Annotated in this window: 13 protein-coding genes; 5 read left to right on the top strand and 8 right to left on the bottom strand. The window is 38.8% G+C overall.

The features are described 5' to 3' along the window. Positions 1-349: 349 nt before the first annotated feature. Complete coding sequence (gene pdxY, locus FNZ24_RS12160; RefSeq protein ID WP_153914753.1) at positions 350-1204, top strand: pyridoxal kinase PdxY; 855 nt, start codon at positions 350-352, stop codon at positions 1202-1204. 117 nt (positions 1205-1321) lie between these two features. Here the strand turns inward: pdxY and FNZ24_RS12155 are convergent, their stop codons facing one another. The 3 genes from FNZ24_RS12155 to FNZ24_RS12145 form a co-directional block, all read right to left on the bottom strand. Further along, entirely contained in the window at positions 1322-2518 is a 1197-nt protein-coding gene (locus FNZ24_RS12155) for an alginate export family protein (protein WP_153914752.1), read from the bottom strand. A gap of 305 nt (positions 2519-2823) precedes the next feature. Then, positions 2824-3318 (bottom strand): pilus assembly FimT family protein, encoded by a 495-nt coding sequence (locus FNZ24_RS21880; protein WP_153914751.1) that lies wholly within the window; start codon positions 3316-3318, stop codon positions 2824-2826. Positions 3319-3504: 186 nt separating this feature from the next. After that, positions 3505-4035: an NUDIX hydrolase gene (locus FNZ24_RS12145; protein WP_153914750.1), complete on the bottom strand. Its 531-nt coding sequence runs from the start codon at positions 4033-4035 to the stop codon at positions 3505-3507. 333 nt (positions 4036-4368) lie between these two features. Between FNZ24_RS12145 and FNZ24_RS12140 the strand changes: the two genes are divergently transcribed. Both FNZ24_RS12140 and FNZ24_RS12135 read left to right on the top strand, forming a co-directional pair. Further along, on the top strand, positions 4369-4779 hold the full coding sequence (locus tag FNZ24_RS12140; RefSeq protein WP_153914749.1) for a putative porin: 411 nt from the start codon (positions 4369-4371) through the stop codon (positions 4777-4779). A 120-nt stretch (positions 4780-4899) separates the two neighbouring features. Next, positions 4900-5382: a hypothetical protein gene (locus FNZ24_RS12135; protein WP_153914748.1), complete on the top strand. Its 483-nt coding sequence runs from the start codon at positions 4900-4902 to the stop codon at positions 5380-5382. Between the two features lie 209 nt (positions 5383-5591). Here the strand turns inward: FNZ24_RS12135 and FNZ24_RS12130 are convergent, their stop codons facing one another. The 3 genes from FNZ24_RS12130 to FNZ24_RS12120 all read right to left on the bottom strand — a co-directional run bounded on the left by FNZ24_RS12130 (position 5592) and on the right by FNZ24_RS12120 (position 7556). Then, on the bottom strand, positions 5592-5996 hold the full coding sequence (locus FNZ24_RS12130) for a YgiW/YdeI family stress tolerance OB fold protein (protein WP_153914747.1): 405 nt from the start codon (positions 5994-5996) through the stop codon (positions 5592-5594). 187 nt (positions 5997-6183) lie between these two features. Further along, positions 6184-6504: a hypothetical protein gene (locus tag FNZ24_RS12125; protein ID WP_153914746.1), complete on the bottom strand. Its 321-nt coding sequence runs from the start codon at positions 6502-6504 to the stop codon at positions 6184-6186. 506 nt (positions 6505-7010) lie between these two features. After that, on the bottom strand, positions 7011-7556 hold the full coding sequence (locus FNZ24_RS12120) for a prepilin-type N-terminal cleavage/methylation domain-containing protein (RefSeq protein ID WP_153914745.1): 546 nt from the start codon (positions 7554-7556) through the stop codon (positions 7011-7013). A gap of 536 nt (positions 7557-8092) precedes the next feature. On the opposite strand from FNZ24_RS12120, the gene FNZ24_RS12115 reads away from it, so the two are divergent. Beyond that, positions 8093-8896: an SDR family NAD(P)-dependent oxidoreductase gene (locus FNZ24_RS12115; RefSeq protein ID WP_153914744.1), complete on the top strand. Its 804-nt coding sequence runs from the start codon at positions 8093-8095 to the stop codon at positions 8894-8896. A 308-nt stretch (positions 8897-9204) separates the two neighbouring features. Continuing rightward, positions 9205-10080 (top strand): radical SAM protein, encoded by an 876-nt coding sequence (locus FNZ24_RS12110; protein WP_153914743.1) that lies wholly within the window; start codon positions 9205-9207, stop codon positions 10078-10080. A gap of 126 nt (positions 10081-10206) precedes the next feature. On the opposite strand, the gene FNZ24_RS12105 is transcribed toward FNZ24_RS12110, so the two are convergent. Next, positions 10207-11199, bottom strand: coding sequence for a hypothetical protein (locus FNZ24_RS12105; protein WP_228768466.1), 993 nt, complete (start codon positions 11197-11199; stop codon positions 10207-10209). A gap of 389 nt (positions 11200-11588) precedes the next feature. Further along, positions 11589-11981 (bottom strand): substrate-binding domain-containing protein (locus tag FNZ24_RS12100; protein WP_194945059.1); only part of this gene is annotated, 393 nt, incomplete at its 5' end.

Below are 11981 nucleotides of genomic sequence, written 5' to 3'. Positions count from 1 at the left end.
CCAGTACTCGTGACAGTACTCGTGACAGTGCTATTGTTAATACTAATGCTGTTTTAAATACTAATGTCACTTCTAACGCCAATCATCAGATTGGCGTTTTTTATGCTCGCCCCCTTTTTATAAGAATCTTCATAAAATCTTACCAATAAGAGAGCTTTACTGGTGGGTTTCATCCATCAACAAGGATTATGACTATTCAAGATCACAGACTATCATTAGCCATATTGAAATCAATCGCGTTAGCCTTTATAAGCTAACGTTAACCAGCTCCATCATTGTCAGAGCACAGCATTCTTCCATTATTGTGCTCGCATTGTTCATCACAACATTACTTATAATAGGTCATTACATGAAAGGTATTATTTCGATTCAATCCCACGTGGTATTTGGGCATGCAGGTAACAGTTCTGCAGTGTTTCCTCTGCAGCGCATGGGCATGGAAGTGTGGCCTATTCATACGGTGCAATTTTCAAATCACACCCAATATAAACAAGGTTGGAAAGGTCGCGCATTTTCTGCTGACGACATCAACCAACTTGTCACAGGTATCGACAACATAGGTAAACTGGCTGATTGCCAAGCGATACTTTCTGGCTATCAAGGCAGTGCAGAACAATGCCAGGCAATTATCCTTACCGTTAACAGTGTTAAACAGCAAAACCCTGATGCGATTTATGTGTGCGATCCAGTGATGGGCGATCCTGAAAAAGGCTGCATTTTGGCAGACGGGATCACTGAGCAATTAATCAATGATGTCATGCCTATCGCAGATGTCATTGTGCCTAACCAATTTGAATTAACTCAATTTACAGGCATGGAAATCAATAACCTAGAACAAGCAAAACTCGCCTGCCAAAAAGCACTGACTCTAGGACCTAAAATCGTATTAGTAAAGCACCTGCACTCTATAGCCGATGACACCTTTACCATGATGTTAGCCACTGCAGATGGCATGTATATTTCCCAGCGACCACAACTTGAATTTAACCGCCAGCCTGTTGGCGTGGGGGATTTAATATCTGCTTTGTTTACTGGTGGACTATTACAAGGCATGAACGCTGTAGCAGCATTTGAACATGCTACTAACGCTTGTTATGGGGTATTAAAAGAAACCCATAGAAGACAAGAATGGGAACTACAAACCATTGCGGCTCAAGCTGAATTAGTTAATCCGAGCGAGAAGTTTAACGCTAAAGCGGTATAAATAATGTCATAAAAAAGCAGGAATCAAATAGATTCCTGCAAACTAGGTGCAGGGGGGAGTTACAACAGCCACCACTCACCCAAAGGAGTGACTGCAAGATGTTTATTTCGATTGAAATTAATAGTTAGCTTGGAATGTTAACCATAATTTATCGGTATCATTTGAGAAATCATAACCTTCATCTGCACCACTGAAGCTGGCATATTTCACACCTAAACTGTAATGCTTAGCAAATGGATAAGTGGCCGCAACGCCCCACTCTGTTCCCATATCAATATCGCCATAATCTGATTCAAACTGGTGATATTTGGCGAGTAATTTAACACCGGCAACTTTACCCGTTAAGATCACATGGGTATCGACCAAACCATTATCCCAGTTGCCTTTGCCGCCAAATAAGAATTTGTCAGTCCACCCGTTAAAGGCATGAAGTGTTGCCAAAGGCGTAATAAAGCCAGCTTTACCACTATCAGAACCTAGTACTTCATAACCCACTTTGGCGCCAAATGCGTCAAAATCAATACCCGCAGCTAACTTGTAGTAATCTGCGCTGTAACTTACTGGGTTATCACTCCCTTCTGACTGCTGTGCATATTCAGCTTCATAACTGACTTTCAGCGCATCTAATTTGATATTACCCGCAGCTCGAATACCAAAGGTATCTGTAGAGAAGGCTGCAACATCAGTATTGTCAATCAAGTAACCGTAACCGGTTAAATTTACGAACTCTAAACCTTTATAGTTGATATTGATTAAACTGGTTTCGTTTTCATGTTCTTCTTTACCTGAACCTTCAGGGAAAATACGATTTACATTTGCCACATACGCATAGTAAGCCGTTAAGTTTTCAATGGCGGTATTTTTAATCGATACCGCATCGTAAGTTTGCTCATTTTGACGGAATCCCACACCACCCACAAAACGCTGGTTATCTAATAAAATGCGTTGGCGGCCTAATTTAGCTAAGGTGTCTGCAGGGCCTTTATAACCAATAAACCCTTGGTTGATTTGAGTATATTTGTAATCAGCAATCAGTGACTCATTATCTGTAGAGCGAACATCATCAACTTCCGCTAATGCAAATAAGTTATAAATATCACCAGTTTGGTAAGTCAATCGTGTACGTAAAGTCGTTTGGTTTTGTTGATCGACGTTGGCAACATCAACATCTTCATAGCGCAATCTAAATTGCACATTCACTGACGAGTCATCGATAAAGGCTTTTTTCAATGGGTCGACAGTTTCAGTTTCAGCATAGACGGCCGATGTCGCTAAACTGGCAAGAACGGCTAATGTGAGGGTACTTAATTTCATTTATTGTAATCCTTTTATTTCATCATCTCGGGTGATGTTATAAAGGTGAAATGAAATGAAATAATTGATCTAGAACAATATTACAAAAGAGCTACAATTATGCATCAATATTTGTGAACCAGATCATTAACTTATACTAATTTAGCATACCTCGAAATAGGTATTTTCAGCATTAGCTCATATATTTTTTACTAAATAATCGATTACCGTTTTACTTTTATTCTGCCAATAAAGCCTAAATAAAAATGACCATCCAAAAAAAAGCCTGAAATAAGCATTTCAGGCTTTTTAAAACACAGGAAAATTTAACAGCCAGTATCGGTTATTTGATAGAAAACGGGCTCTGAATTGGTAACATCAACCAAGTAGCGCAATGAGCAATTACTGCTTATGTCGTAACCTTGAGGAAATATATACACACCAGAGTTTGGAATATTGTAAATGCCCCAATCTTCACTAAATTCATCAGTTACTCCTGCCATCTGAGCGAAAGAGCCTTCTATAGCTTTAGGTAAGTTAACGTTAGTTGCTGTGATATAACCTAGGGTAGTCGATATTTTGATGCCGTTATGATCAATCTCACCGGGATCAAGTGCCTCTTGAGAGCCAATAACCGCTTTTGAATAAACTAACGAATTAGCTGATTGAATACTGCCTTGTAAGCTGCTTAAATTCGCCTTAACGGCATCGGATTTAATATCAATAAATTTAGGGGCTGCAACAACCGCTAAAATACCAAGAATAATAATAACAACCACAAGTTCAATTAAAGTAAAACCGCGTTGAGTGGGGGATTTCATAACAAATATTCACTGACAGCATCATATTGATCTAATGGAAAAATATGAAATAGTTGAAGGAAGGCCGATAATACCCCAACCATGAACACGCCACTACAACATAAGTGACACCGCTAAGCACATTTATTAACTTTTACGCAGTTTTGTTATCAAGATCTTATTTTATGCCGTCAGCTCTACAACTTATTAGAACAATTCTTGTTTAATTAATTTGAGTAAAAAAGTTTCACGCTCAATGGATAAACCTTTTTTGTCGCTGTTGGCCATGGTATTGAGGTTATGTTGAATAGCCTCATCAATATCCATCCACACGGGTTTCATGCCATTATTAATCTCGTGGGACTCAAACTGGGTTTCACCCAATTCACTATCTATCTCGCAGGTATAGCAGAATGACAACATATGGATTAACGTCATGCCATCACGTGCCCAAGGACGATATTCTTCGTAAAGGCCAAATTCATTAATATTACGAATCGATTTAGCGCCAGTTTCTTCTTGTAGTTCTCGTACTAAGCCCTGCTCAATGTCTTCATGATCATCAACCCCTCCACCGGGTAAAGTGTAATCATGATAACGCTCGGTATAGAGCATTAAGATGTTATTCCCATCAAGCACTACTGCTCTAGCCGCTCGACGAGTCAGCATAGTGTCTTGCTGTTGAGCGACCAATTCAGATGGCGTATCAGGATGATGGCTGGTTTTTAAATGACGCATTACAAGTTCTATTTAATTCAAAAAGCGCATCATACGCTAAATTATCCCAAATAACTTTCTCTCAGCCTTTACGCTACCCCTGAAATCACCCTAATCGCTCTTACCGCATTCACTTTATTAACAATAACCCATCAGCTGTTAGCTGAACGGATAACCACGCAGTTCACTTCAAATCTCGCTAATTTAGCCTTTACATTGAAAATACTTCGACATACATTAAATACACATAAGGCACTAAAAATAAAAGAATTTTTATACAGATTAATACAGGGGTTAATAAAAAGTAACCAATCGTTATGTGCATTTTCGATATTGACTAACAAGGATGTAAATATGAAACCACTCAAATCTCAGCGACTCAAACTGGCATCAGCGATTGCTATCAGCTTTTCGGCTTTTTCTGCTCAAGCTAGTGATACACAAACATCTAAGAATGATAGTTTCCATCACGATACTAGTGCTTCATATATCACTGATACAGACAATAGCGACAATGCTTCAGTATTTGCTGGTTACCGCTATTACTTAAATGCAGTCGATACTGATAAAGGACCTTTGGCGCTGAATACCTTTTTGGCACAATCATCCAATATTGGGGTGAATTATATAAAGTCAGATTTATCCGAAACGACAAACTATCAAATTGATGGTACCTATGTATTTGCTTCAAAATGGTTTATCGGTGCTAATTACCAGCAAATCAATGATGATTTAGATGACTGGTTTTATCCGTATGATGAGTAACTTTACGGCATTAATCTTGGCTATTATTTTAATGACACATCATCCGTCTCGGTTTTCTATCAAAACCAAAGTGGCTCTGACAATTACCAAAACCCAAATGCTGATAGCCAAGATTGGGTGATGAATGCCAACTTTGATAATCAAGCTGACATCTTTGGTGTTAATCTACAAAGTTATATTCCGATGGAGTCATTCAGTGGGATTAACTTATTTGCGAGTTGGCAATATCGCGATAGTAACAACAGCTATTTCACCCAATTTGTAGCCAATGATTATCAACCTCAACGAGCTTTTACCAATACCAATGAGCAAACAATGCATCACCTATACCTTGCTGCTGATTTTTATATTAATCATGCATGGTCAATCGGTGTAAATTACGCTTGGCAAGATGTCGATGGGACTTTTGTAATTAAAAACAGCTTGCTTCCTGATGACTCCGTAAACCACTATTCCGATAGCTTTAATCATTATGGGGTCAACACAGCTTACTGGTGGCAAATTTCTCAACATTTTTCTGCTAAATTTAGCGTAGCAAAGCTATTTAATGATGAACTCTCAGACAACTTATTGCTAGGAGTTGACATTAACGCTCGCTTTTAAGTGAACATTATTTCAACGTTTCCTAAAACAGCCTGCTGTACGTGGGCTGTTTTAACAAAACCCGCCTTTGGGGCAAATTGATAACGGTCACGCTAGATATATAAACCATACTATTCATAACAAAACGGCAGCCCTTGAGGCTGCCGTTTACAAGTAAATCTTTGTTGTATTCGTGTAGTTAGCGTTATTGATAACATGAATAACCCAGCTTAATCTGCCATTCTCACTACATCAACATCGATGGAAGTCGAAGTCCATTCGCTATCAATTTCGCCAAGCAAAGTGAGTTTAGTTTCTGGGGTTGCACTAATGCCTTTCCAATTGTCGTTATCAATTTCTACAACGATTTCACCGCTATCATCCTTAAAGCGATATTCTTCATCACCTAAAGACTCAACGATATAGCCAGTTAAAACTGCAGGAGTGTCATCTTTTGCTTCTAACGCTTTAGCTGCGGTATTCACCTCACCACGGCTTGGCCCAATAAACCCACCAGCTTGTTTAATACTTGTATTAGCCGTTGGCGAAACGACGTTATCAGTAAAACCTTCAGACGGGCTGGCAATAGCCGTTGTTGAAGCAAATAGCACGCCGCACACTAATAATTTCTTCATTTGATGACCTCAAAATAGCTAACTTTTAATAGGCGCATCATACGATAAATTAGCTGAACATAAGCTGACATTTACAATCGTTAATATTAATCATCGTTAATGGTTAATTTGTGAAGTTTATTAGGCAGTTTAATGCCTGTCTTAAAAAGAATATTTCAGCACTGACTTCCTAAATCGGAGCTAGCAGCTAGTCATTCACCATCGACTCACACTCAAAGCCTTGGCGCATGGAATCAAACCGGCATTTAGAACCACACTGCCAAGGTGCATTATCATATTTAGCTGATACAGTCTGAGCATGTGCTTTACAGGATTCATAGTCAGTAAAGTCAGTTTCCATTTCATATTTTGCTGAGTTATAGCCATTTTTATACACAAATGAGTTCCATATTACTGGCCCCTCGTGCTGATTTGATAGGTTAATCATCACTACCGATGCAATAACAGCGATAAGTAAACCGATAATAACAATCAGTGAAATGAGATTTGAATTTTTAGCAGTCGTCATATTAGGGCCTGTTGATCTTTCAAGATTGTTTTTGCAGTGAGTTGTTGGCCATTTATACAAGGCTGAGACTTTGTAGTGTAGTTATTCTACATAAAAAGCCGATAACGCAGTAAAAATGGCCAACAAACGCTGCCCGAAGGGATCGACTAAAAGCGTTTTACTCTTTGTTGAATGCATCTTTGTGAATAAAAGGGGCTTAGATAACTAGGTATCAATTCATCCGCCTCGATTAAAACGCTTTTATTTCGAACAAAACTTAACCGGCAAAGATCAACAGGCCCTGATAGTGGCATTGGGATCAATTGAATCAGCATAAGACTATCTCATTGAAAAGCAATCTTCATTGAACTGATTCAGCTAAAAATCAAAACATGTAGCTTAAGTTAAAGCAGCCTCGCATTGAGGCTGCTATATTAACCAAATTAAGATTTTTGCCTCCTAGCTAAATTGACTTAGATGTGAATGAGCTTGATTGTTTATAGATAGACTCTGTATTTATAAACTCCTTAGCATTTGCTCGGATCGGTTTGTATTTCATAAACGGGTAAATCTGTTGTACTGGTTACCTCCTTATACACTAACTTACATTCTGCAGGTGCTCCTTTTTGCCAAATAGTGGCTTGCCCATTGCCTTCATACATGGTCCAATCTGCACCTCTATCTACCGCCATCGTTGGATCAGTTTCTGATATCGCTGAATTAAAATCAGCTTGCAATACATTATCTAGATCTAATTCAGACGCAACAACGTAGCCATAAGCGGTAAACAAATCCGTTCCAGTACCAATATCTAAATCAGTCACATTAGCTTCATTTTCAACTCCAGCTAAACTCGCCTTCGAATAAACTAAGGTGTTAGCGCCTTTAATCGCGGACTGCATACCAGCCAGTGAGCTAACTCTGGCATCACCCTGTAGATTGATAAATTTAGGCGCTGCAACAACCGCTAAAATACCAAGAATAATGATAACAACCACCAGCTCAACAAGTGTAAAGCCTGCCTGCTTTGACGATAGCCCATTAAGACGATTTACAGAATTATATGTATTCATATTGACCTCGCTAAAGAGAATCACGATTCTCTTACAATGAAGGCTCTCTGAAAGGTGTTAGGCAAACAGAAAGAGCCAAAAGTGCCTTCCTAGCGTTAGGGTATTTACAATCGATTACTCTGATCATTCTTATACAAGACCAATAAGTGACTCTATTGATTTAGGCTATTAAATCCCTTATCGAATAAAATCACTGATTGAATGACTCATCCCATGTTCCTGTTCAGTAACCTTATGGAATAGTGAAAGCCATAAGCTAGCAACAAGCCTGAGTTGACAAAAACAATTAGAGTAAAGACTCTATTTAACCATGAACCCATTTTTCATCTTCTGCAAATTAATTAAAGTTAACCAAAATCCATCTATACTCAGCTACATTAACTTTATGTTTTGAAGTGATTATCAATTAATTCTATAAAGTGATTCTGCATCTTCAGCAATTATCTCTTTATCATTAAATGTTAATCTTATTGTATTAGATGATATCTAAGCGCCTCATTTCGAAGCACTCTCTTTTGATTAGTTAGGAAGACGACATGCAAAAAATTATTCTTGTTACAGGTTCAACTGACGGTATTGGGCTGGAAACAGCAAAGATGCTACTTGCTGAAGGTCACAAAGTCCTTTTACATGGGCGTAATCCTGACAAGCTTGCCAGTGTTAAACAACAACTCGAATCATTCAGTAGTAACCAAATTGAAAGCTATGTAGCAGACCTTTCAAGCATGAGTGATGTAAAAACATTAGCTGCACAAGTCAAAGCTAATCATGGCAAACTTGATGTATTGATAAACAATGCTGGTGTTTATAACCCAACGACTTTAATCACTGTTGATGGCCTAGATTCGCGCTATGCAGTTAACACATACGCCCCCTATTTACTCAGTCAATTACTGATGCCAATCATGGATACTAGCAGTCGTATTGTGAATTTATCTTCAGCTGCACAAGCTGCTTTTTTAGCAAAAGATATGGCACAACCAAGCCAGTTATCTGATAGTACGGTATATGCTCAAAGCAAGCTTGCGCTGACCATGTGGTCTCGTGATTTGGCCTTATCTGTTCAAGGAACTGGGCCTATGATTGTGGCTGTTAATCCAGCTTCAATGCTTGGCAGTAAAATGGTCAAGCAAGCATACGGTGTATCTGGCGGGGATTTATCTATTGGGGCTGACATCTTAACCCGTGCTGCATTATCTGATGAGTTTGCAGAAGCGACAGGCCAATACTTTGATAACGACAGAGGACAGTTCGCATCACCTCACCCTGACGCATTAGATGTGGCTAAAACTGCAAAAGTAGTACAAGTGCTTGAGCAGGTATTATCTGAGTTAAGTTAACACCGCTATAGGTTTACTCCTTAAAAACAAATAAAGCTAATGACGCCCGTCATTAGCTTTTTTATTTTTATCACAACTACTTGGCTATTTACGCGTTATAGCAGTTGATAAATAGTCATTACCTATACCCGCAAATTATCAACAAAAACTATAAACTGATTCCTTATTAAGCTCAATTATCAACACTAATATCTCTTGGTAATATTATCGTCATTGTATTGCTGCGCCAATTTTTCGCAGCTTTGCCTAAAGCGATGGTGCTTTTAGGCTATGTATTATCAATAAGACTTAAGTCTTAAGGAAACGTTATGCGTTATGAAGGCAAAGTTTATCGTCCATGGCCTGAAGCGGAAAGTGTGCTAATTCAAACCACATTAGGTTGCAGTAACAACCAATGTACTTTCTGCAATATGTTTAGCGATAAACGATTTAAGATCCGTGAGTTAGAAGATATTTTTGACGATATCGAAGAAGCCAGAAATACCCACGCTCACGTTGAATCTATTTTCTTAATTGATGGCAATGTCATGGCAGTAAGAACCGAGTTTTTATTGAAAATTCTCAATAAAATAACCGAAACTTTCCCAGAAATTCAAAACATTGCTTTGTATGCAGGTTTTAATGATTTCCGCCGTAAAACGGTAGCTGAGTTAAAACAAATCCGTGCCGCAGGATTAACAATGGCATATGCAGGGTTAGAGTCTGGCGATCCTATCGTGCTAGACAATATCAAAAAAGCCATGAAACCAGAGCATGCTATTGAAGGCATGGCAATGGCGAAAGAAGCTGGCATTAAAGTACTGGCTTCATTTATTTTTGGCTTAGGTGGACGTTATCGCTCAAAAGAGCACATTCAAGCCACCACCGATATTTTAAATATCATGCAGCCTGAAGAAATCGCGCCTATGGCGATAGCAATTCAACCTGGTACTGAACTTGAAATGCAAGTTCATCGGGGTGAATTTGTTATGCCAAGTCCACTTCAGGTATTGGAAGAAGAAAAGTATTTACTAGAAAACTTAGCAGATTTTGACTGCTATTACTGGGGCGACCATGGCAACAATATCTCGCCAATGCGTGGTATGTTACCTCAGGCTAGAGTGCCATTTAAAGATAGAATTGAGCACGAAATAGCAACTAATCCAGTGACGAAACAAGAAATCATTCAAACGTTTTCTTGGTAACGCAAATTAGTATTACGCACTCTTCATTAGTGTATTTGATTCAGTAAAGTGTTGTAGCAATCGTTACAACATTTTGTTGCTTTACATAGATCTAACAGGGCAGTTATCACTCATTACAAAACACTCTTAATTAACTGTGTACCTCAGTAAAACTTCGTTATCTAAAACCACATTAGTAGACCAAATGAAACTGGCACCTGCTCCACTGAATTTCTCAATAAAATTCATGTATGCTTTTTTATTGTTTACCCCGATTTCATCATCAGAATACAAGCTCGCTTGCGGCCAAGCAGTTGAGTCAAAAGTTTCACTCATCCAATTATCAGCCTGTTTCCAATGGACAGCGTAAGCATCTTGACCATTTTCCTTACCTGTAGCAGCGCAATCAGCTGATAACCTTGCTCCCTCTTTTTCCGATAAACAACTTAAATCGTAAATAGGAGAGGTGTAGAAGGTTTGTGCCTGCCAATCACTATTTGTTACGGTTCCATCACTAAAGCTGGCAATAAAACCACCATCACCGGCATGGTAGGCGCTACCCCTATTGCTTTCAGAGCCCAAACCTAGATTTTCTTCCCAATCAATGACTTTTACTGCAATAGTGTAAGGTTTACTGACTTTAAATTTTACTATGCTTGAATTGAAAGGAGTAAATGGCACGCTATCAACTGCAATCAGTTTGCCGTTGATGTATAGCTCAAAATAATTGTCGGCAAAAATATAACCTGTAATCACCTCCCCTTGCGGGTCAACTGTCACGACAGGAACGTCATCTTGATTAACTTCAGCTAAATTTTTTGGAGTCACTCCAGCACATTGTTCATATAAATCCACCGCTTTAGGCGCAGTAGTAAATTGGTTGCTACCAGGCACAGTCCAGACATTACCCTCAGCATCTGTTACCTCACCAATACCAGCAACTCGGCTACGACCATCCTGACAATTAAATAAATTAGTAACGATTGTAGTCGCTGGGCCTTGGGTAATACTCCCAGAACCTGCATAGTTAGAATGACGTAGTTGAATGTCATCTTCTGAAGCGCAGCTAATGGCTGTACTGCCAACCATGACAATACCGCCTACTGAAAATATGATATTTTTAAACAATTCGTTTTTCATAAAACCTTCAGTCCAATCAAGTAAGTAAGCTATTTAATACTAGTTTATTCATGGCAATAATGAATAAAGTTATTTAAACCCAGCTAGGCAGAAAGCCCTAGGGCCTGTTGATCTTTCAAGGTTGTTTTTGCAGCGAATTGTTGGCCATTTATACAAGGCAGAGACTTTGTGGTGTAGTTATTCTACATAAAAAGTCGATAACRCAGTAAAAATGACCAAYAAACGCTGCCCRAAGGGTTCGACTAAAAGCGTTTTACTCTTTGTTGAATGCATCTTTGTGAATAAAAGGTGCTTAGATAGCTAGGCATCAATTCATTCGCCTTGATTAAAACGCTTTTATTTCGAACAAAACTTAACCAGCAAAGATCAACAGGCCCTAGAACATAAAATTATCGAGTTGTTGAAGAATCCCTGATAACTGGCTCTGGGGTAAATATCAATGACTTTTTCTCAACTGTTTCCTTACTGTTAGCGATCAGCAATTCCGTAGCATCTCTAGCAATTTTGACATTCGGTTGATGCACTGTTGTCAGTTTTGGCCAAGTTTGGCGTGAGGATGGACTGTCCGCAAGGCCAACAATTGAAAGATCTTTKGGTATATCTAGTCCTGCTAATCTTGCAGCAAATAAGSCYCCTGCTGCAATCTCATCATTACACGCTACAAGTGCTGTAGGTCGTTTAGATAAGTTAATTATCTTGTTGGCACCTTCAACGCCAGATTCAAATGAGTATTGCCCATACAATACCCAGTCATTAACAACAGAAAAATGTTTTAGAGATAA

The sequence above is a fragment of the Shewanella sp. TC10 genome (assembly GCF_009663145.1).
GTDB lineage: Bacteria > Pseudomonadota > Gammaproteobacteria > Enterobacterales > Shewanellaceae > Shewanella.
This window is presented reverse-complemented; position numbering and strand designations above follow the sequence as displayed.